Here is a 19,097-nt window from a genome sequence, read left to right on the forward strand (position 1 = left end):
CGGTTACTGCCAGCGACGGAAGATCAACGACGTGTTGACCCCGCCAAAGGCAAAGTTGTTGTTCATCACGAATTCGTGGCTCATGGTGCGTAGCTCACCGCTCAGGTAGTCCAGCTCGCCGCAGCGCGGGTCGATGTGGTCGAGGTTGAGGGTGTGTACGTAGCGGTCGCTGTTGAGCATTTCGATGCTGAACCACGACTCCAGCGCGCCACAGGCGCCGAGGGTGTGGCCGAGGAAACTTTTCTGCGAGCTGATCGGCATGCGCGCGCCGAACAGGCTGTGGGTGGCCAGGGTTTCGGCGATGTCGCCCTGCTCGGTGGCGGTGCCGTGGCCGTTGACGTAGCCGATCGCCTCGGGCGCCAGCTCGGCGTCCTCCAGAGCCAGTTCCATGGCCCGGCGCATGGTGGTCTGCTCGGGGCGGGTGGTGTGCTGGCCGTCGGCGTTGCTGCCGAAGCCGACGATCTCGGCATGGATGTGCGCGCCGCGGGCCAGGGCGTGGTCGAGGGCTTCGAGCACCAGCATGCCGCCGCCTTCACCGATCACCAGGCCATCGCGGCCGCTGTCGTAGGGGCGCGGGCTGAGGTGCGGGGTGTCGTTCTTCAGGCTGGTGGCGTACAGCGCGTCGAACACCATGGCCTCGGTCGGGCACAGCTCCTCGGCGCCGCCGGCGAGCATCATCGGCAGACGACCGTACTTGATCGCCTCATAGGCGTAGCCGATGCCCTGGCTGCCGCTGGTGCAGGCGCTGGACGTGGGGATCAGGCGTCCGGTGAGGCCGAAGAAGATGCTGATGTTGGCCGCCGTGGTGTGCGGCATCATCCGCACATAGGAATTGGCGTTCAGACCATCGGCCACCGAGTTCAGCAGCATGTTGCCGAAGGCCTTGATCTCGTCGGTGCTGCCGGTGGACGAGCCGCAGGCCACGCCCATGCGCCCGTCACGGATGCTGGCATCGCCCAGCAGGCCGGCATCGTCCAGCGCGCGCTCGGCCGCCGCCACCGCCAGGCGCGACACCCGGCCCATGCTGCGCAGTTGTTTACGGGTCCAATGGCCCGGCACCTGGAAGTCGTCGATGGGCCCGGCCAGGCGCGTATTGAGTTCTTCGAAGCGGTTCCACTCATCCATGCGGCGGATGCCGCTGCGGTTGCTGGCGAAGTTGCCGACGATGGTCGCCCAATCGCTGCCCAACGATGTCAGCCCGGCCATGCCGGTGACTACCACGCGGCGCATCAGCACAGCCCCCCGTTGACCGCCAGCACCTGGCGGGTGATGTAGGCCGCTTCCGCCGACATCAGAAAATTCACCGCCCCGGCCACTTCCTCGGCGGTGCCCAGGCGCTGCGCGGGGATCATCTTCAGCAGATCATCCACCGGAACGTGCTCGTCGAGCATGGCGGTGTCGATCAGCCCGGGGGCGACGCAGTTGACGGTGATGCGGCGCTTGCCCAGCTCGATGGCCAGGGCCTTGGCCGCGCCGATCACACCGGCCTTGGAGGCGCTGTAGTTGACCTGGCCACGGTTGCCGATCAGCCCCGAAACGGAGGTGATGCAGACGATCCGCCCCGGTGCACGGCGGCGGATCATCGGCATCATCACCGGGTGCAGGACGTTGTAGAAACCATCGAGGTTGGTGCGCATCACCTGGTCCCAGTCGTCGTCGGTCAGCGCCGGGAAGGCGCCGTCGCGGGTCAGGCCGGCATTGCACACCACGCCGTAGTAGGCGCCGTGGGTTTCGACATCATCGTTCAGCACGGCGGCGCAGGCGGCGCGATCGGCCACGTCAAATTGCAGCACTCGCGCCTGGCGGCCAAGGGCGTGAATTTCAGCGGCGACCGCGTCGGCCTCGGCGCGCCCGTTGCGGCAATGCAGCACCAGGTCGAAACCGGCCTGGGCCAGACGCAGGGCGATGGCCCGGCCAATGCCACGGCTGGAACCGGTGACCAGAATGGTGTCAGTCATGGGAGGACTCCTCAGGCCCGGCTTCAGCCAGGTAGCTGGCCGCTTGCGGCGGACGGTAGACGTTCAGGCGCGCGCTGGCATGGATGCCGGCGCCGCGCAGATGGCATTCGAACACGCCCATGCCGTTGTCATCCTGCAACGAGCGCTGGGCGTGGATGTGCAGTTCGGCGCCGGCGGGGAAGTGCTCGACATCGCACTCGAACTTGCGCGTGCCGATGAGAAAACCCAGCTCCACCGGCTGGCCGTTGGCGCGGGCATGACAACCGGCGTAGGCGGCGACGCTCTGCGCCATCAGCTCGATGCCGAGCCAGGCCGGCAGGCTGCCGTCGGCGCGGTTGAACAGGCCACCGGGACGGACCGTGGTACGGGTGTGGATCTGCTCCTCATCGAAGCGCTCGACCTGATCGATGAGGATCATGTCGCCCGCGTGGGGCAGCAGTTCGGCCATAGGCCAGGCAATCATGGGGTGTCTCCGAGAATCAGGCTGACGTTGTTGCCACCGAAGGCGAACGAGTTGCTCATCAGGTAGCGCGGGCCACTGGCCGGCAGGCGCTGGGTGCCATCGACCAGCGCCAGCGGCGGCAGCGCCGGGTCGCCCTGGCCGTCCCACAGGTGCGGCGGCAGCAGGCGCTCGGCGTTGTGCGGGCTGAGCGCCAGCCAGCAGAACGCCGCCTCCAGCGCCCCGGCAGCGCCGAGGGTGTGGCCGGTCATGGGTTTGCTCGATGAACAGGCCAGCTCGGCGCCGAACAGGCCGTGCACCGCCAGGCTTTCCATGGCGTCGTTGTGCAACGTGGCGGTGCCGTGCAGGTTCAGGTAATCGATGTCGTGTGGGCGCAGGCCGGCACTGCGCAGCGCTTTGTCCATCGCCAGGCGCGCGCCGGTGCCTTGCGGGTCGGGGGCGGAAATGTGATGGGCATCGGAGCTGGCGCCGGCGCCGAGCAAAGCGATGCCCGGGCCGTCACGGTTGGCCTCGCGGGTCATCAGGAACAGCGCGGCGCCTTCGCCGATGTTGATGCCATCGCGGTTGGCGGAAAACGGTTTGCAGCGCTCGGCGCTGACCGCTTCCAGCGCGCTGAAGCCGTTCAGGGTCAGGCCGCACAGGCTGTCGACGCCGCCGCACAGCACCGCATCGCACAACCCTAGGTCGAGCAGCCGACGGGCGCTGAGCAAGGCCCGCGCGCTGGAGGTGCAAGCAGTGGAAATCACATAGGCCGGGCCGCTCAGTTGCAGCCAGTCAGCGACGAAGCTGGCCGGCGCGCTGAGTTCCTGCTGGGCGTAGTGGTAGTCGTCCGGGAACTGCTGGGTGTGCAGGTAGTGGGCGATGCCGGCACTGGCCTCGGCGATGCCCGAGGTGCTGGTGCCGAGCACCACCGCGACCCGCGCCGCGCCGAAGCGGGCGATGGCATCGCGGATGGCCGGTTCGATCTGCAGCGCCGCGCAATACAGCAGTTGGTTGTTGCGGCTGTGTTGCTCCGGCAGTGGCACGGCCGGCAGCTCGCCGCTTACCGCGCCCACCGGCAGCACACGCTCAGCGACCCAGCCGGCGCTGGGCTGCATACCTGAGGCATCGCCGGCGAACAGGCGCCGGGCGACCTCCTGCTGGCCACGGCCCAGGGCGCAGACCAGCCCCAGGGCGTTGAGGTAGGCGCTCATGGCGTGTCCTCGGCGGGCAGCGGGCTGACGCGATAGTGCAGGCCGTCGACAAGCGTCAGGCGGAAACCATCCTCGCCCTCGTAGCGCACCTGCCAGCGCTGCTGCAACTGGCGCTGCTGGCCGTGCTGCTGCGCCTGTGGATAACGTTGCTGCAACTCACTCGCCGGGGTCAGGGCGAACAGCACGGCGGCGAACAATTCCCGCGCCGCCGGGTTGGGCGGCAACAGGCCATCGGCCTGCCACTGCTGGCCGTCGAGCACTTGCCGGGCCTGGGGAATGCCCAGCAGGTCGAGCAGCGACCAGCGCAGGCGCTGCTGCTCGCCCTGAATCACCAGCAGCCAGTCCTGGCGCTGGCCGTTCTGCTCGCGCTCGACGTGCAACTGCTGCGGCAACTGCAACCGTGGCAACGCGCTCGGCAGCGGCGGGGCGCTGGCGCAAGCGCTCAGCAGCAGGCACAGGGCCAGGCTCAGGATAATCCTCATGCCTGCTCCAGCGGCTTGCGCGCCACCACGTTGACCAAGGTTTCCTCACGCTGACCCACCGGCGGCGGGCGGCGCAGGCCCAGGCGTTCGAGCAGGCCGAAGTCCTTGGCCCGGCTCCACCACAGGTAGGGGTACGAGACATTGCGCGTGGTGAAGGTGAAGCCCTGGCCACGCAGCATCTGCAAATAACCCTCGGCGCTTTTCTGCACATGCATCGGATGGCGGAACAGCCAGCGGATCACCCAGGTGTCGATGTAGGCTTCGGTGGATTCGGCGAACAGCAGGTAGCCACCCGGCTTGAGCACGCGGTAGAACTCGGCCAGTGCGCGTTCCTGTTCAACCAGGTGGTGGAAGGTCTGGTGGCAGAAGAGGATATCGACGCTGGCGTCGGCCAATTGCAGGTGGGCGCAATCACTGCCGCGCAGCTCCACCTCAAGGCCCAGACGCTGCGCTTCGGCGGCGCTCAGGGCCAGGCTGTGCGGGTCGGCATCGGTGCCCAGCAGCTTCGACGGGGCGAATACCCGGTGCAGGTGCTTGAACGATTTGCCCTGGCCGCAGCCGGCATCGAGCAGCACCGGCGCGGCCGGTGGTTCGCCGTCGAACAGGCTGCGCAGGTCGTCGATGGCGACGCGCAGCACATGATGCTGCCAGGTGTGGCTGCGCAGGAACCAGAAGCCGAAGCGGGTTTCCTCGACGTAGCTGTCGCTGAGAAACGGCGGCCGACTCATGACACCTCCCGTGCACACAGCTCCGCCAGGGTGCGCAGGCGCCGGCGTGGCTCAGCGACGAAGGGGTTGCGCGCATCCCAGGCATAGCCGGCGAGGATCGAGCTGATCATGGCGCGGATTTCCGGCGAGCTGCCGGGGTGGTAGATGACGTCCTGGAAGCTGCCGTCATACCAGCCCTCGACATACACGCGGAAGGTGTCGACGCCGCGCTTGAGCGGTTCGGCGAACTCGCTCTGCCAGTCCACCGCCTCGCCTTGCAGCTGACGGTGAAGCAGGTTGGCGGCCATGCTCGCCGAGCGCATGGCGATGGTCACCCCTGAGGAAAACACCGGGTCGAGGAATTCGGCGGCGTTGCCCAGCAGGGCGAAGCCTGGGCCGTGCAGGGATTTCACGTTGGCCGAATAGCCACCGATGCTGCGCGCCGGGGTGTCCCACACGGCATTGGCCAGCACCTTGCTCAGGCTCGGCGTTTGCGCCACGAAGCGCTTGAGGCATTCGTCCAAGTCGCTCGGCGCATCGGCAAAGCGTTCCGCCGCCGCGACCACACCCAGCGAGGTGCGGCCATTACTGAAGGGAATGGTCCAGAACCACACATCGCGGTGCTGCGGGTGGGTGGTGATGAGAATCTTGTTGCGGTCGAAACCGGGGTGCTCGATGCGGTCTTCGATGTGGGTGAACACCGCCTGGCGTACCGGGAAATTCGACGGCGCTTCCAGGTCAAGCAGGCGCGGCAGCACGCGGCCATAGCCACTGGCGTCGAGCACGAAACCGGCCTGTACGGTGTATTCGCTGCCGTCGGGCCGGCGTACCTGCACCTTGGGCTGGGCGCCGCTCATGTCGGCCTGGATGATTTCCTCTTCATAGCGGATCTCCACCCCCTGCGCCTGGGCTTGATCGGCCAGCAGCTTGTCGAAGCGCGCGCGCTGCACCTGGAAGGTGCTGGGTTTGCCGGCGGTGAACTGGTCGCCGAAATCGAACGCCGAGTATTCCTCGCCCCAGGCGAACGCCGCGCCGTTCTTGAACTGAAAACCGGCGCTTTGTACCGCTTCGAGCATGCCGGCTTCCTCGACGAAGTCCAGGCAGTGGGTCAGCAGGCTTTCACCGATGGAAAAGCGCGGAAAGCGCTGGCGCTCGATCACCAGCACATCATGACCTTTGCGCTTGAGCAGGGCGGCGGCGATGGCCCCGGACGGGCCGGCGCCGATCACCAGCACCTGGCGTTGTTGCAGTTCAGTAGTCGACATGCGGCCTCCTGGCCGTCGCAGCAGTGTTCAAGGGAAGTCGGTGCAGGCCCGCCAGTGCGGGCATCAGCGTCGCGACCAGGCTCATCAGCAACAGCGCCAGGTACAGCGACGGGCTGATCAACCGCTCGGTGAGCAGCAAGTTGAGGAAAACGATTTCGCTCAGGCCACGAATGTTCAGCAGCAGGCTTTCTCGCCAGCGGCTGGCGCCGGGGAACGACGCCCCGGCCCAGCGCAGGCCAAGCCAGTTGCCGAGCAGCTTGCTGATGATCGGCAAGGCCAGCAGCGCGCCCCAGTGCCAGGCGTTCAGGCCGGGCAGCGCATCTTGCAGTTCGACCTGCAACACGCCGTAGCTGAGGATCAGCGGCACCGCGAAATACTGCTGCGCAGCCTGGCTCCAGCGCGCTGACAGCGGCACTTGCACGCCCAGTTTCAGCCAGGCCAGGCAGCCCAGATACGCCATGGCCAGCAACAGTGCGTTGAGGTGGTAGTGCTCGGCGCCGAACAGCAAGGCGATGAACAGCGCGCCGTAGACTTTCGCCGCGCGCACGCCAAGGGCATACAGCGGCAGCGGTGCCAGCGCGCCGAGCAACGGCAGGAGCAGGCTGGTCGGGTGCAGGCTGCCCTGGCCCAGGCCGAGCAGCAGCCAGCACAGCAGGTCGATGACGATCGCCGCCTGCAACAGACGGCGACTGGCCGCAGGCGGGTAGTCGATGGCGCGCAGGTAGAGGTACAGCACCGGAATCGCGGTGATGGCGAACACCAGCCCCAAGGCCAGAGCACTCAGCCCGCTCAACCCCAGCAGCCATACGGCACAGGCTAGGCCGCAGGCGAAGGGCAGCAGGAAGCTGGGCAGCGCCAGCTTGAATGCGGCGCGCTCCGGGCGCAGCTCCAGCACGTCGCTGAGAATAGCCGCCAGCAGCAGGGCGAAGGCTGCGCCGTACACGGTCTTGACCCAGGTGGGCGCGGTCAGCGCGGCGCCTTCGACATGCGCCGACCACTCACCGAGGCCGTGCATCGCCAGCGGCAGCAGTGCGGCCAGCAGCAACTGGCTGACGATGGCGATCAGCCCCAGGCGTTTGCCCAGCGCGGCGGCCGCAGCGTAGGCCAGCAGGATCAGCACCCAGGCGCCAAGGATGCTCATGCCGATGCCTTCCCTTCAGATGAGGCCGACGCGTCATCGTTCGGCGAGGCCGCCCACGGCGCGAGCAGGAAGCTGAACACCAGGCCAAGGCTGACCGCCAGGCCGAAGTTGCTCACCGCAGGCGTACTCGACAGCGCCAGCAGGCCGAACGACAGCCAGGTGGTCAGCGCCGCCAGCAGCGTGCCGAGCAGGCTCACCGCGGCGCCGCCGATGCGCTCGCGCATGAGGATGGCGTAGTCGACGCTGATGGCCGTCACCAGCAGCAGGCCGAACAGGCTGAACAAGGTCAGCGGTTGGCCCAGCCAGCCCAGGCAGGCCAGGCTGCACAGCGCGGCGAGCAGCGGCAGTGCCACCAGCCGCACCGCGCCGCCGAAACCGAACGGCACGATCAGCAGCAACAGAATCAGCGCGCATGACAGCAGCTTGAGCTCGGCGGCGCTGAGCTGCGTGGCGGCGAACAGCCGGTTGAGGTCACCCAGGCGATCGACCAGTTGCACCCCAGGCTGGTCTTCGGCAAGCAGGCCGAGCAAGGCGACATCGCCCAGCCCTTGCAGGCTGATCACCGCCGCCACGCCATTGCCGTCCTGGCCCAGCCACAGCGGACGCCAGGCTTCACCGAGCGGGCCTGCCAGCACGTGGTCGATATCCAGCAGCGGCAACTGTTGCAACCGTTGCACCTCGGCAGTCAGGGCCGCTTGCGGCACGCCCAGCTCGAGCAACGGCTGCCAATGCTGCGCCAGCCTTGCCACCCCGGCCTGCACCTGCTGCTGCGCCGGCACGCTGGCGAGCAGTTGGCTGAGGCTCATGTACCCCCTGAGCTTGTCCATGGCCACCAGTTCGTCGAGCTTGCTCGACAGCGCCTGCAAGCGCTCCAGCAGTTGCGCCTGATCGGCGCCGCGCACCAGGTAGAACTGGCTGGTCGGCTGATAACCGGTGATGCGCGCCACGGCCTGGGCCTCTTCGAGCAACTGCGGCGGGCTGCCGACCCACTGGCGGATGTCGTTGCGGCTGTGCAGTTGCCACAGCCCGGCTGCGGTGAAGGCCAGCAGCAGCGCCAGCAGCACGGCACTGGGCACCACCCGCAGCAGGCGTTCGCGCAACCCGGTGAGGCGTTCGGCCAGGCGCAGCGGCCAGGCTGCCGGTTGCAGCTCGACGCGTCCGAGCAGCGCCGGCAGCAGGCACACCGCGCTCAGGTAGGCGCCGACCAGCCCGGCAGCGGAGAAGGCGGCGATCTGCGTTAGCGCCGGGAATGGGGTGAAGGCCAGCGCGAGGTAGCCGATGCAGCTGGTCGCCAGGCTCAGGCTCAGGCCAGGCAGGGTCAGGCGCACCGCGCTCCAGCTGTGCCATGGGCGCAGGCTCCAGCTTTTCGACAGGTAGTGCAGCGGGTAATCCACCGCGACGCCGATCAGGCTGGAGCCGAGCACCAGGGTCATCACGTGCATCTTGCCGAACAGCGCCACGCAGGCCACCGCACCGAAGAGCATGCCCACCAGCACTGGCACGAAGGCCAGCAGCGCCTGCCAGCGACGGAACGCCAACAGCAGCATCAACAGAATGCCCAACGTCGCGCCACCGCCGACCCAGGTGATTTCCCGGGTCGCCTGGCGCTGGCCGTGGGCGGCGTGCAGCAGGCCGCTGGCGGCATACAGCTGCGCCCCCGCCTGCCCGGCCTCGACCCGGCTGGCGGCGAGTAGATCGGCGACCTGCAATGGCAACTGCATGTCGAACGCATTGCCCTGGGTACGGGCACGCAGTAGCACCCATTGCTTGCCGTCGGCCTCGGCCACCAGTGCGCCGCTGGCGGTGTCCAGTTGCACGTTGGCCGGGCGTGGCTGGCTGTTCTGGATCAGCCCGGTCAGGCCTAGCCAGTCGTCCTGGTTGGGCACCAGGCTGAATCCGGCGAAGGGGTCGTACAGCCGTTCCACGCGCTGCTCGATGAACGCCTGGGGTTGCGCGAGCAGCTGTTGCCGGTCGGCCGCCGAGAGCAGCGCCACGCGGCCTTGCAGCAACTGCGTGCGCAAGGCTGCAAGGTCGGTCTGCAGGCTCCACTGCACCTTCTCGAACAGGCCGCTGGACTGCCATTGTTGGGCCAGTCGCTCGCTCAGGGCCAGGGCCTGGCTGCGCTCGGTGTGGCCGACCAGCACCAGCAGCTCACGGTTGAGCGGCTCCTGCATGCGCTGTTCGGCGCGCTGCACCAGCGGGTCTTGGCTGTCGCCGGGCACCAGGGTCATGAGGTCGGCCGATACCGGTGGGCCTGCGTGCCACTGCCAGGCAGCCGCGCTCAGCACCGCCAGCAGCACGATGAGGAACAGGCGCGGCAGCAGGCGTTCACTGGGCAAAGTCGCTGCGCTCCGCATCGCTCAGAACGGCTTCGCCGTGGCTTTCCGGCAGGCGCAGCACAGTGCTGTCGCCTTGGGTTTCGTGCAGCTCGATGCGCTGCACGTACGCGCCCCCGTCGATGTCGATGGCGCTGAACACCTGCTTGAGCAGCAGCGAACGCGGGGTCAGGTGCAGGTGCCAGCGCTCGGCATCGCCATTCAGGCGCAGCTCGAAGTCGCGTTGCAGGCCGCTGCTGTCGCCCTGCAGAACGGCGAAGAACAGACGGTTCTGCTCGGCACCGGCGCTGCGGCTGGGCAGGACTTGCCAACCGCTGGCGTCCCGTCGGGCGATGCCCTGGGCGTCGATGCGGTAGTCCTGGCGCAGGGGTGTCTGCAACAGCCACAGCAGGCCATGGTCACGGGCCAGCACGAAGCGGCCCTTGCTCAGCAGCGGCTGAGGCAGGGCGCGCAGGTGTTTTTCCTGAATGAACGGGCCCTTCACCACGGCCGGGGCGCTTAATTGCCGTTGCAAGTCAGCGAGGTCGAAGGCCAGCGCCCAGGGACTGCCCAGCAGCAGCGCGACGGCAGCGAGGCTGCGCAGCAGGCGGCTCATGGCAGCACCTTGGCGACGGCGTCGAGCAGCACCTGCGGCGAGGCCAGCTGCATTTCGCCGCTGTCGATGTGCACCGCCACTTGCACGGTGCTGGCGCGGGTCATGCGCTCACCGGTGTCGGCATCGCTGATCAGGTAGTGAATCTTCAGGCGGTTCTCCCATTCCACCAGGCTGGCGCGCACGTTGAGGCGCTGGCCAAAGGTGGCGCCACGGATGTAGCGCAGTTGCAGGTCGATCACCGGCCAGCCATAACCGCTGTCGCGCATGGCCGTGTAGTTGTGTTCGAGGCGGTCGAGCAGGGCGCAGCGCGCGACCTCCAGGTACTTGACGTAATGCCCGTGCCAGACGATGTGCATGCTGTCGACATCGAAGAACGGCACGACCATCTCGCAGTCGATGTGAAACACCCCGGCGTTACGCATGCAGCCTCCAGTGGCGCGCGCCGATGCGTTGCAGGCACAGGCGCAGTTCGCCCTCCAGGGCGCGGTCTTCGATCAGCGGGGCGAAGTCGCCCAGCAGGGTGTCGTGCATCTGCGCCAGGGCCGGCGGTAGCGGTGGGGCGTCGGCACTGCGGCTGCGCAGCCATACGCCCTGGTTGGCCGCCAGCAGCGTGGCGGCGGCCACCTGTTCGGTCAGTTCCAGCACGCGCAGGGCGTCGCGCGCGGCGATGGTGCCCATGCTGACCTTGTCCTGGTTGTGGCACTCGGTGGAGCGCGAGAACACGCTGGCCGGCATGGTCAGTTTGAGTGCCTCGGCGGTCCAGGCACTGGCGCCGATCTGCACGGCCTTGAAGCCATGGTTGATCATCGCCGTGGCCGCCGGTGCGCCCGACAGATTGCTCGGCAGGCCGTGGTTGTAGCGGGTGTCGACCAGCAGCGCCAGCTGTCGGTCGAGCAGGTCGGCAACGTTGGCGACCAAGGTCTTGAGGCTGTCCATGGCGAAGGCGATGTGCCCACCGTAGAAATGCCCGCCATGCAACACCCGTTCGGCATCGCCGTCGATGATCGGGTTGTCGTTGGCGCTGTTGAGTTCGGTTTCGATGAAACCGCGCAGCCAGCCCAGACTATCGGCCAGCACCCCCAGCACGTGCGGCGCGCAGCGCAGCGAATAGCGGTCCTGCAGGCGGTGCAGCGGCGGCAGCGGCGCGTCGATTGCCAGGTCCTGGCGCAGCCAGGCGGCGACCTGGGTCTGGCCGGGATGCGGCTTGGCGGCAAACAGGCGCTCGTCGAAGTGTTCCGGGTTGCCCTGCAAGGCGATGACGTTGAGCGCGGTGATGCGCGTGGCCAGTTGCAGCAGGTAGTCGGCGCGGGCAAAGGCCAGGCAGGCCAGGCCGGTCATCACCGCAGTGCCGTTCATCAACGCCAGGGCTTCCTTGGGCCGCAACCGGAGCGGCTGCCAGCCCAGTTGCTGGTGAACCTCGGCGGCGCTGCGCCGTTCGCCCTGGTACAGCACCTCGCGCTCGCCCGACAGCGTCGCGGCCACGTACGACAGCGGGGTCAGGTCGCCACTGGCGCCCACCGAGCCTTCTTGCGGAATCAGCGGCAGGATGTCGTGGGCGAGAAACGCCTGCAGGCGTTCCAGCAACTCCAGGCGCACACCGGAGACGCCGTGGCTCAGCGAGCGCAAGCGCGCGGCCAGTACGGCGCGGGTAGCTGGCGCATCGAGCAGGCGGCCCAGGCCGCAGCCGTGGAAGGTGTACAGATGCTGCGGCAAGGCCTCGACCTGCTCCAGCGGCACCGCCACCACGCAGGAATCGCCGTAACCGGTGGTGACGCCGTAGATCACCCCTTCCTTGTCCAGCAGGGTGTCGAGAAAGCGCGCGCCGCGGGCAATGCGCTCGCGGTAGGCAGGGTCGGCCTGCACCTGCGTGCTGGCCTGGCGCTGGGCTACGGCCACTACGTCTTCGATTGCCAGCGGCGATTCGCCGAACACTACGGCTTCAGGGGCGTGCGTCGTCATCGGAGTTCCAGAAGGGGTAGAAGTTGAACCACTGCAGGGGTGCCTGCTCGCAGTAATGGCCCAGGCGTTGGGCATAGCGCGCCGCCCACTCGGCGATCACCTGATCGCGCTGGCTGCGGCGCCACTGCACGCGCTCGGCGAATGCCTCCAGGGTGACCCGGTAGCGGCCATGGTGTTTGGTACAGAACAACAGGTTGAGCGGGCAGCCCAGCAGCCCGGCGAGCAGCCACGGCCCCTGCGGGAAGGCCGCGGGCTGGCCGAGAAAATCCACCTGCACCGTGCGCCCGCCATGCAGCGGCACGCGGTCGCCGGCAATCGCCAGCCACTCGCCGCGCTCGAGGCGTTCGGACAGTTGCAGCATCACCGCCGGGTCCAACTCGCTGACCTGAATCAGCCGCAGGTTGGTGGCCCCGGCTTCGCCGAGCAAGCGGTTGAAACGCTCGGCGTGGCGGGTGTGCACCAGCACGTTCATGGTTACCTGCTCGCCCAGCTCGGCCAGGGCGCGGCACACCTCGAGGTTGCCCAGGTGTGCGCCGACCAGCATCTGCCCACGGGCGCCGCGCAGTTGCGTGCGCAGGTTGGCCGGGTCGTGGATGTCGATGTCTTGCAGGCGCAGCTTGCCGTTCCACACGTCGAGCTTGTCCAGCAGAGCGTCGGCAAAAGCCATGAACTGGCCGAATACCCGGCGCAGGTTCGGCGCCGGGGTGCGACCGGCGCTGTGCTGGTGCAGGCGTTGCTGGTATTGCCAGGCGCTGCGCCGGGCGCGGCTGCCGAACAGGAAGAAGTAGCCGACGATGACGTGGATCACCGGGCTCAGCACCCGCCGCCCAAGCAGGCGCACCAGGGTCGCGGTGAGCTTCATCAGCCAGAAGCTGCCGCGTTCCTGGTGCTCGGCCCAGTGCTGGGGCTCGCTCATCTTCGCCACCGCCGCCAGAGGATGCCTGGGGCGCGCAGCAACATGCCGCAGAACAGCTTGGCGTGCATGGCCGAGATCAGCGCGTTGTCGTGTACCAGCCGAAAATGCGACAGGCCATCCTGCGGGTAATGCACGCGGGTCGGCAGCCAACGCATCGGCTGCTCGCGCCAGGCCAGGCGCACCAGAATTTCCGGGTCGAAGTCCATGCGCTTGCCGAGCCGCACCTGGTCGATCAGGGCCAGGGTCGGCGGCAGCGGATAGACCCGGAAGCCGCACATCGAATCGGGAATCTGCAACGACAGGCAGTTGATCCACACCCACACATGGGTCAGGTAGCGCGCGTACAGGCGGCCCTTGGGCACGCTGGCGTCGTACTGCGGGTAACCACAGATCAGCGCCTGTGGTGCAGCGCGCGAGGCATCGAGGAAGCGGCTGACATCGCCCAGGTCGTGCTGGCCGTCGGCATCGACCTGCAAGGCATGGCTGAAGCCCAGCCGCGCCGCTTCGCGCAACCCGGCCATCACCGCGCCGCCCTTGCCCTGGTTGGCGGTCAGCTCGACGCGATAGACGTCATGCCGCTGCTCCAGCTCGCGCAGCACGCGGGCGCAGGCCGGACCACTGGCGTCGTCCACCAGCACGCAGGGCAGGCCGGCGCGCAGCAGGTCATCGACCACCGCGCCCACCGCATGTTCGTGGTTGTACACCGGAATCACCGCACAGGGCTTATGCACAGGTGGCCTCCAGCACGATGCGCCCGCTCGAGCAGGCGCGCCCGTCGCAGGTGTAGGTGAAGTACAGCTTGCCGCGCTGGGCGTCGAAGCGCAGCGCCAGGTCCAGTTCATCGCCGGGACGCACCAGTTGCTGGAACTTCAGCACTTCCATGCCGGCGAAGCGCTGCGCTTCTGGCAGTAACGGCGCGGCCAGGGCGATGGCCCAGTCGATCTGCACCACCCCCGGCAGCACCGGGCTTTGTGGGAAGTGCCCGGTGAAGCAGGCGAGATCGGCCGAAACCGCCAGGCGCAGGGTGAGCTGGTCGGCGTCGCGCTGCTGTTCGAGCACCTCCGGGGCCATGCCGCGCGGTGCCTGCACGATGGCCTGCAAGGCCGCCTGCGGCAGCTTGCCTTGGGCGCTGTAGGGTAATTGACGCAGCAGGCGCCAGCGTCTTGGCAAAGCGATGGCTTCGCAGTGCCCGCTCAGGTGCTCGCGCAGGGTCGCCAGCAGTGCGCGGCGTCCGCCATTGCGCAGGGCGTGCAAGCCCGCCGGGCTCAGCACCAGCAGCGCCGCGAGGCTGGCGCGGGCGCCGGCGAGCATCAGCAGGCGCGCTTCGCTGACCCACGGGTGGCTGTCGAGGGCCTGCTCCAGCAGCGGCAGCGAGATGCGTTTTTCTTCCAGTTTGACGATGCGGTCGAGCCGGCCAAGCAGGCGGAACCGGCCATCGCTGGCGATTTCGGCGGCATCGGCGCTGTGTTCGAGGTGCCCGGCTGGCAGATACGCCGAGGCAATCTGCAACGCGCCGTCCTGGCCCAGACTCAGCTGCACATCGGCGAAGGGTTGCCACAGCGCGTCGTCCTCGCGCCAGGCAATGCCGCCGGTTTCCGAGCTGCCGAGGATTTCCAGCGGCCATTGCCCCAGGCGCTGGTGCAACTGCTCGGCGGCGGCCAGCGGCAGCTCGCCACCGGAGGAAAACACCGCGCGCACCGAGCGCAGTGCCGGCCAGTCGAGGTTCTCGCCCATGCGTTTGAGCAGCGCCGGGCTGGTGACCCAGGCGAAGGCCGAATGCGCGCGGCTGGCGCGTTGCAAGTCCTCGGGGAACGGCCACTGGCGGCGTTCGAAACCGCGTCCGGCGCACAGCGGCCAGAGCACGCGGAACAACAGGCCATAAATGTGCTGGGTAGCGACGCTGCCGATGATCCAGGCATCGCCCAAACGCTCGCCCCACAGTTGTTCCAGCGCTTCGACTTCGTTGTGCAACTGGCGCAACTGTTTGTCGATGCGCTTGGCTTCGCCGCTGGAACCGGAGGTGCACAGGCTGATGCGGCAGCGCTCCAGGTCAAGGTCGGCAGGCGACAGGGGCGTAGCGCTGAGGCTGGCGAGGTTGGCATCGCCCGGCAGGTCGGTGAGCCACAGGTCGACCTGGTCGGCCCAGCGGCTGCGGGTGTGCGGTTGCAGGTCAGCCGGCAGCAGCACCTCGACCCCGGCGCGCCAGGCGCCGAGCAGGGCGATGGCCAGCTCGGCGGCGTCTTCCAGGTGCAGCGCCAGACGGCGAATACCGCGCTGTTGCAGGCCGCCAGCCAGGCGCAGAGCCTGTTGGCACAGCGCGGCGTGGTCCAGCGATGGGTGTTCGGTGACCTGGCGCGGCGCATCCAGCGGGCGCAGCAGGTGATGAAGCGGGGTCCAGCTCATGGGCGTCCTCGCACACGTTGTCTGATCAGCCATTCACCAGCGAACAGCAGGCCCATCGCGGCGTAGGCGATCAGGCCGTTGTACAGGGTCCACCAGGTCAGCGGCGCCCACAGCGTGAGGGCAGCGGCGATCAGCCCGTTGAGCAGGAAAAAACCGCTCCACACCTGGGTCACCTGGCGGGTATAGCGCACCGCTCGCGGCGGCAGGTCGGGGTCACGCAGGCGCGCCAGGCGCTCGGCCACCGGCATGCCGTGCAGCAGGCTGGCACCGAACAGGGCGAGCATGAAGGCGCTGATCAGCACCGGGTACCAGCGAAGCATCTGGGCGCTGTCGGACAGCCCCAGCACTGCGCAGAAGCCCAGCGCCACCGCTGCGGTGCGCGCCGTGCCGGTACGCTGGCGCAAGGTCAGCAGCCGCGCCAGCCACAGCCCGCCGAGCAGCACGGCGAATTGCCAGGGGGCGAAGTGCGCCATGCCGAAGTGCACGGCGAACGGGTACAGCACCCCGGCCAGCACCAGGCCCAGGCCAATCAGGCGTTTCATGCCGGCGAGTTGACCAGGCGGTACACCGCCTCGACCACGTCGTTGACGGTACGCACCGACTTGAACTCATCAGCGGCGATTTTCTTGCCGGTCTGGCGCTTGATGTGGTCGATCAGGTCGACGGCGTCGATGCTGTCGATTTCCAGGTCCTGGTACAGGTTCGAGTCCAGGCTGATACGCGCCGGGTCCAGTTCGAACAGCTCGACCAGGGCGTCGCGCAGGATGTTGAAGATGTCTTCACGGGTTTGCATGGTGCGGTCTCAGGCGGCCTGACGGGCAGTGACGAACGCCGCCAGGCTGGCGACGTTGGCGAAATGGCTACGGGTATCCTTGGCATCGGCGTCGATCTTGATGCCGTAGCGTTTCTGGATCGCCAGACCCAGCTCCAGCGCATCCACCGAGTCCAGGCCCAGGCCCTCGCCGAACAGGGTCTGCTGGTCATCGATGTCGTGCACGCTGATGTCTTCCAGGCCCAGTGCGTCGATGATCAGTTGCTTGAGGTCACGGTTGAGGTCTTGCTGTGCTTCGCTCATGGTCGGCGAGCTCCTTCATGTAGTGCTGGTGCAGAAAATCGTTGAGTTTGCGCGACGCCTGCGGCGCCGGGCCGAGGGCCGCGAAGGCCTGTGGGTCGATGTCCTCGCCCACGCGCAGGCGAAACTGCACGCGGCGCGGCGGAATGCGGTACCAGGGTTCGTTCTTGGTCAGCGTGGTGGGGCTGACGGTGATGGTCACCGGGGTGATGACGCGCGCGCCGCGCAGGGCGATGGCCGCCGCACCACGGTGGAAGGTGGGCGTCTGCCCAGGCGGCGTGCGCGTGCCTTCGGGGAAGATGATCAGCGCCTGGCCCTGTTGCAGCGCGGCCACGGCGGCGTCGAGCATTTCCAGGCTGCCATCGTTGCGGATGTACTGCGCCTCGCGCAGCGGCGCGCGGGTGAATGGGTTGCTGAACAGGCTGTGCTTGACCACGCAGTTGGCATGGCGCACCAGGCCGAGCAGAAACACCACATCGATCAGCGACGGGTGGTTGGCGATGATCACCTGACCGGGCCGACCGAGACGCTCGGCGCCATCGATCTGATAGGTGAGCACGCCACAGCCGCGCATGAAGCGCACGAAGCACCAGAACAGCCAGCCGATGGTCTGTCGCGCACGCTGGCGGTGGCGCTCGGCATCGCCCGGCAGGCACGCCAGCAGGGGGAAGACCACCAGGCGCAGGCCCAGCCCGCCCAGGCCGAACAGGCAAAAGCTCAGGGCGGTGGCCAGCAGCCGCCAGTAGTAGGCGTTTCGCGAGCGCTTCACGGCTGTCGCTGCCAGGTCCATGTGCGCTGCTTCCAGGTGTGGGTGAGGGTGGCCTGGTGGGTGAGCGATGCGCGCAGCCAGCTCAGGGCGTGGGGCGTTGCCTGGCCGGCAACGACGTTGGCAGGGGCTGCGCTTGGGCGCAGTTGCCATTGCTCGCCGGGGGTGATCAACAGGCCCAGGGCATAAGCGAAGGGCACGTCGTCGATGCGCGGGCGGTAGGCCTCGGGTGGCTGCTCTTCGGCAACGATCAACAACACCGCCGCAGCGCCATCGTGCAGCAGCCCGGCCGCTTCCAGCAGGCCTTGTTCGAAACCATCGCCGGCAGCGGCCAGGGCAGTCATCTCGCTGGTTTCGCCGCGCATGATCGACCACAGGCCAATCACCGCGTTGTGCACCGAGAGGCTGAACTGGGTCGGCGACAACGGCTGACCTTCTGCCAGTTCGCAGAGGATCGAGAACGTGCGCGGCGTTTCCCCATGGCGTGAGACGAACACCAGCGGCAGCGCCTGCAACCCTTCGGCCAGCGGCCAGCCCACGGCGAAGGCCATGCGCGCCAGGTGGCTGAGGCGGCGGCGCTGCAAGGCCGGCAGAAAAGAAACATCGGGCGCCGCATCGGCGTCGGCACTGACTGTTTCGCCCACCGCCCAACGCTGCCATTGGTCAGGCGTCTGCAGGCCGGGGGCCCAGGCACGCCATTGGCTGATATCGAAGCTGATCACGATTTATATACTTCCCGCCTCAGGGACTTCCTTGCCGTGGGGATGACTCGGAACAACGACCTGACAGGGTTGGCGCATTGATGAGTGGCGCGCATTATCCCGGTGACGAGGGTGTCTAGCAAATACTGGTTACATAATCGCCATCAGACTGTAGACCCGGTGGCTAGTGCCAAAAGTTGAAGTTTTTGTAGGTATTTTCCGACGGGTGGCGCATGGAATTCACTTGCGTCTGGGATCTTTTCTCATTCACCGACACTGGTAATGCAACAGAGGCCACCACATACTCGCTGTTCGATCACAGACGGAGGTCTCACATGCGGCGCGTGGTGTTCAATCAGAAAGGCGGCGTCGGCAAGTCCAGCATCGCCTGCAACCTGGCGGCGGTCAGCGCCAATGAAGGCTATCGAACGCTGCTGATCGACCTCGATGCCCAGGCCAACTCCACCCAGTACCTCACCGGCCTTACGGGCGACGACATTCCCGTGGGCATCGCCGATTTCTTCAAGCAGAGCCTGGCCGGCGGCCCGGTGGCGAAGAAGAACAAGATCGATATCTTCGAGACGCCATTCGACAACCTGCACGTGATCACCGCCAGTGCCGAGCTGGCCGACCTGCAGCCCAAGCTCGAGGCGAAACACAAGATCAACAAGCTGCGCAAACTGCTCGACAGCCTCGACGAAGACTACGAACGCATCTACATCGACACCCCGCCGGCACTGAACTTCTACGCCGTGTCAGCCTTGATCGGTGCCGACCGGGTGCTGATTCCGTTCGACTGCGACAGCTTCTCGCGCCAGGCCCTGTACGGCCTGCTGGCGGAAATCGAAGAGCTCAAGGAAGACCACAACCCGGCGCTCGAGGTGGAAGGGATCGTGGTCAACCAGTTCCAGTCCCGCGCCAGCCTGCCGCAGCAGATGCTCGACGAACTGATCGCCGAAGGCCTGCCGGTCTTGCCGGTGTACCTCGCCAGCTCGGTGAAGATGCGCGAATCCCACCACGCCAACCTGCCGCTGATCCACCTCGATCCGAAGCACAAGCTGAGTCAGCAGTTCGTGGAGTTGCATGATGTGCTGGAGCGGGCGTGACGGCTGCGCTGGGCTGGCCGTGTGCTAACCCGTCGCT

Annotated in this window: 21 protein-coding genes; 1 reads left to right on the forward strand and 20 read right to left on the reverse strand. The window is 67.4% G+C overall.

Going from position 1 to position 19,097, the window contains the following annotated elements; all coding sequences use genetic code 11:
* Nucleotides 1-3: 3 nt before the first annotated feature.
* Genes LK03_RS07085 through LK03_RS07180 form a run of 20 tightly spaced genes read right to left on the reverse strand, consistent with a single transcriptional unit; the run spans nt 4 to nt 17,975 of the window.
* Nucleotides 4-1,230, reverse strand: a complete 1,227-nt coding sequence (locus tag LK03_RS07085; RefSeq protein WP_038411687.1) for a beta-ketoacyl-ACP synthase — start codon at nt 1,228-1,230, stop codon at nt 4-6.
* Nucleotides 1,230-1,958: a 3-oxoacyl-ACP reductase FabG gene (gene fabG, locus LK03_RS07090; protein WP_038411688.1), complete on the reverse strand. Its 729-nt coding sequence runs from the start codon at nt 1,956-1,958 to the stop codon at nt 1,230-1,232. The genes LK03_RS07085 and fabG overlap by 1 nt, the downstream gene beginning before the upstream one ends.
* The gene (locus LK03_RS07095) at nt 1,951-2,421 is read right to left on the reverse strand and encodes a hotdog family protein (RefSeq protein ID WP_038411689.1); all 471 of its coding nucleotides are present in this window, start codon (nt 2,419-2,421) and stop codon (nt 1,951-1,953) included. The genes fabG and LK03_RS07095 overlap by 8 nt, the downstream gene beginning before the upstream one ends.
* Complete coding sequence (locus LK03_RS07100) at nt 2,418-3,611, reverse strand: beta-ketoacyl-[acyl-carrier-protein] synthase family protein (RefSeq protein WP_038411690.1); 1,194 nt, start codon at nt 3,609-3,611, stop codon at nt 2,418-2,420. Before LK03_RS07100 ends, LK03_RS07095 begins: the two co-directional genes overlap by 4 nt.
* Nucleotides 3,608-4,093: a DUF3261 domain-containing protein gene (locus tag LK03_RS07105; RefSeq protein WP_038411691.1), complete on the reverse strand. Its 486-nt coding sequence runs from the start codon at nt 4,091-4,093 to the stop codon at nt 3,608-3,610. The genes LK03_RS07100 and LK03_RS07105 overlap by 4 nt, the downstream gene beginning before the upstream one ends.
* Complete coding sequence (locus tag LK03_RS07110; RefSeq protein ID WP_038411692.1) at nt 4,090-4,821, reverse strand: class I SAM-dependent methyltransferase; 732 nt, start codon at nt 4,819-4,821, stop codon at nt 4,090-4,092. Before LK03_RS07110 ends, LK03_RS07105 begins: the two co-directional genes overlap by 4 nt.
* Nucleotides 4,818-6,065, reverse strand: coding sequence for an NAD(P)/FAD-dependent oxidoreductase (locus LK03_RS07115; protein WP_038411693.1), 1,248 nt, complete (start codon nt 6,063-6,065; stop codon nt 4,818-4,820). Before LK03_RS07115 ends, LK03_RS07110 begins: the two co-directional genes overlap by 4 nt.
* A complete protein-coding gene (locus LK03_RS07120) occupies nt 6,052-7,206 on the reverse strand; it encodes a hypothetical protein (RefSeq protein WP_038411694.1) in 1,155 nt (384 codons plus the stop codon). The genes LK03_RS07115 and LK03_RS07120 overlap by 14 nt, the downstream gene beginning before the upstream one ends.
* Nucleotides 7,203-9,563: an MMPL family transporter gene (locus LK03_RS07125; protein WP_049870446.1), complete on the reverse strand. Its 2,361-nt coding sequence runs from the start codon at nt 9,561-9,563 to the stop codon at nt 7,203-7,205. The genes LK03_RS07120 and LK03_RS07125 overlap by 4 nt, the downstream gene beginning before the upstream one ends.
* Nucleotides 9,535-10,137, reverse strand: coding sequence for an outer membrane lipoprotein carrier protein LolA (locus tag LK03_RS07130; RefSeq protein WP_038411695.1), 603 nt, complete (start codon nt 10,135-10,137; stop codon nt 9,535-9,537). Before LK03_RS07130 ends, LK03_RS07125 begins: the two co-directional genes overlap by 29 nt.
* On the reverse strand, nt 10,134-10,559 hold the full coding sequence (locus tag LK03_RS07135; RefSeq protein ID WP_028695674.1) for an acyl-CoA thioesterase: 426 nt from the start codon (nt 10,557-10,559) through the stop codon (nt 10,134-10,136). Before LK03_RS07135 ends, LK03_RS07130 begins: the two co-directional genes overlap by 4 nt.
* Nucleotides 10,552-12,096 carry an HAL/PAL/TAL family ammonia-lyase gene (locus LK03_RS07140; RefSeq protein ID WP_038411696.1) on the reverse strand — a complete coding sequence of 515 codons (1,545 nt, stop codon included), beginning with the start codon at nt 12,094-12,096 and terminating at the stop codon, nt 10,552-10,554. The genes LK03_RS07135 and LK03_RS07140 overlap by 8 nt, the downstream gene beginning before the upstream one ends.
* Nucleotides 12,077-13,012 carry a glycosyl transferase gene (locus tag LK03_RS07145; RefSeq protein WP_038411697.1) on the reverse strand — a complete coding sequence of 312 codons (936 nt, stop codon included), beginning with the start codon at nt 13,010-13,012 and terminating at the stop codon, nt 12,077-12,079. The genes LK03_RS07140 and LK03_RS07145 overlap by 20 nt, the downstream gene beginning before the upstream one ends.
* The gene (locus LK03_RS07150; RefSeq protein WP_038411698.1) at nt 13,009-13,743 is read right to left on the reverse strand and encodes a glycosyltransferase family 2 protein; all 735 of its coding nucleotides are present in this window, start codon (nt 13,741-13,743) and stop codon (nt 13,009-13,011) included. The genes LK03_RS07145 and LK03_RS07150 overlap by 4 nt, the downstream gene beginning before the upstream one ends.
* Nucleotides 13,736-15,415 carry an AMP-binding protein gene (locus LK03_RS07155; RefSeq protein ID WP_038411699.1) on the reverse strand — a complete coding sequence of 560 codons (1,680 nt, stop codon included), beginning with the start codon at nt 15,413-15,415 and terminating at the stop codon, nt 13,736-13,738. Before LK03_RS07155 ends, LK03_RS07150 begins: the two co-directional genes overlap by 8 nt.
* Nucleotides 15,412-15,957: a membrane protein gene (locus tag LK03_RS07160; protein WP_038411700.1), complete on the reverse strand. Its 546-nt coding sequence runs from the start codon at nt 15,955-15,957 to the stop codon at nt 15,412-15,414. The genes LK03_RS07155 and LK03_RS07160 overlap by 4 nt, the downstream gene beginning before the upstream one ends.
* Nucleotides 15,954-16,208, reverse strand: coding sequence for an acyl carrier protein (locus tag LK03_RS07165; protein WP_038411701.1), 255 nt, complete (start codon nt 16,206-16,208; stop codon nt 15,954-15,956). Before LK03_RS07165 ends, LK03_RS07160 begins: the two co-directional genes overlap by 4 nt.
* Before the next feature lie 9 nt (nt 16,209-16,217).
* Nucleotides 16,218-16,490 carry a phosphopantetheine-binding protein gene (locus tag LK03_RS07170; protein ID WP_028695681.1) on the reverse strand — a complete coding sequence of 91 codons (273 nt, stop codon included), beginning with the start codon at nt 16,488-16,490 and terminating at the stop codon, nt 16,218-16,220.
* Nucleotides 16,459-17,277 (reverse strand): lysophospholipid acyltransferase family protein, encoded by an 819-nt coding sequence (locus tag LK03_RS07175; protein ID WP_038411702.1) that lies wholly within the window; start codon nt 17,275-17,277, stop codon nt 16,459-16,461. The genes LK03_RS07170 and LK03_RS07175 overlap by 32 nt, the downstream gene beginning before the upstream one ends.
* Complete coding sequence (locus tag LK03_RS07180) at nt 17,253-17,975, reverse strand: beta-ketoacyl synthase chain length factor (protein ID WP_038411703.1); 723 nt, start codon at nt 17,973-17,975, stop codon at nt 17,253-17,255. The genes LK03_RS07175 and LK03_RS07180 overlap by 25 nt, the downstream gene beginning before the upstream one ends.
* 314 nt (nt 17,976-18,289) lie before the next feature.
* Here LK03_RS07180 and LK03_RS07185 point away from each other — a divergent pair, with 314 nt between their 5' ends.
* The gene (locus LK03_RS07185) at nt 18,290-19,060 is read left to right on the forward strand and encodes a ParA family protein (protein ID WP_028695684.1); all 771 of its coding nucleotides are present in this window, start codon (nt 18,290-18,292) and stop codon (nt 19,058-19,060) included.
* Nucleotides 19,061-19,097 lie beyond the last annotated feature (37 nt).

It is taken from the genome of Pseudomonas cremoricolorata, from assembly GCF_000759535.1.
Lineage (GTDB): Bacteria > Pseudomonadota > Gammaproteobacteria > Pseudomonadales > Pseudomonadaceae > Aquipseudomonas > Aquipseudomonas cremoricolorata_A.

Excerpts from the sequence above, each read along its gene's own strand:
- LK03_RS07155 (WP_038411699.1), bottom strand. The coding sequence starts at position 15,415 with ATGAGCTGGACCCCGCTTCATCACCTGCTGCGCCCGCTGGATGCGCCG.
- LK03_RS07160 (WP_038411700.1), bottom strand. The coding sequence starts at position 15,957 with ATGAAACGCCTGATTGGCCTGGGCCTGGTGCTGGCCGGGGTGCTGTAC.
- LK03_RS07085 (WP_038411687.1), bottom strand. The coding sequence starts at position 1,230 with ATGCGCCGCGTGGTAGTCACCGGCATGGCCGGGCTGACATCGTTGGGC.
- LK03_RS07115 (WP_038411693.1), bottom strand. The coding sequence starts at position 6,065 with ATGTCGACTACTGAACTGCAACAACGCCAGGTGCTGGTGATCGGCGCC.
- LK03_RS07100 (WP_038411690.1), bottom strand. The coding sequence starts at position 3,611 with ATGAGCGCCTACCTCAACGCCCTGGGGCTGGTCTGCGCCCTGGGCCGT.
- LK03_RS07110 (WP_038411692.1), bottom strand. The coding sequence starts at position 4,821 with ATGAGTCGGCCGCCGTTTCTCAGCGACAGCTACGTCGAGGAAACCCGC.
- LK03_RS07185 (WP_028695684.1), top strand. The coding sequence starts at position 18,290 with ATGCGGCGCGTGGTGTTCAATCAGAAAGGCGGCGTCGGCAAGTCCAGC.
- LK03_RS07125 (WP_049870446.1), bottom strand. The coding sequence starts at position 9,563 with ATGCGGAGCGCAGCGACTTTGCCCAGTGAACGCCTGCTGCCGCGCCTG.
- LK03_RS07170 (WP_028695681.1), bottom strand. The coding sequence starts at position 16,490 with ATGAGCGAAGCACAGCAAGACCTCAACCGTGACCTCAAGCAACTGATC.
- LK03_RS07095 (WP_038411689.1), bottom strand. The coding sequence starts at position 2,421 with ATGATTGCCTGGCCTATGGCCGAACTGCTGCCCCACGCGGGCGACATG.
- LK03_RS07105 (WP_038411691.1), bottom strand. The coding sequence starts at position 4,093 with ATGAGGATTATCCTGAGCCTGGCCCTGTGCCTGCTGCTGAGCGCTTGC.
- LK03_RS07175 (WP_038411702.1), bottom strand. The coding sequence starts at position 17,277 with ATGGACCTGGCAGCGACAGCCGTGAAGCGCTCGCGAAACGCCTACTAC.
- LK03_RS07145 (WP_038411697.1), bottom strand. The coding sequence starts at position 13,012 with ATGAGCGAGCCCCAGCACTGGGCCGAGCACCAGGAACGCGGCAGCTTC.
- LK03_RS07130 (WP_038411695.1), bottom strand. The coding sequence starts at position 10,137 with ATGAGCCGCCTGCTGCGCAGCCTCGCTGCCGTCGCGCTGCTGCTGGGC.
- LK03_RS07120 (WP_038411694.1), bottom strand. The coding sequence starts at position 7,206 with ATGAGCATCCTTGGCGCCTGGGTGCTGATCCTGCTGGCCTACGCTGCG.
- LK03_RS07135 (WP_028695674.1), bottom strand. The coding sequence starts at position 10,559 with ATGCGTAACGCCGGGGTGTTTCACATCGACTGCGAGATGGTCGTGCCG.
- fabG (WP_038411688.1), bottom strand. The coding sequence starts at position 1,958 with ATGACTGACACCATTCTGGTCACCGGTTCCAGCCGTGGCATTGGCCGG.
- LK03_RS07140 (WP_038411696.1), bottom strand. The coding sequence starts at position 12,096 with ATGACGACGCACGCCCCTGAAGCCGTAGTGTTCGGCGAATCGCCGCTG.
- LK03_RS07165 (WP_038411701.1), bottom strand. The coding sequence starts at position 16,208 with ATGCAAACCCGTGAAGACATCTTCAACATCCTGCGCGACGCCCTGGTC.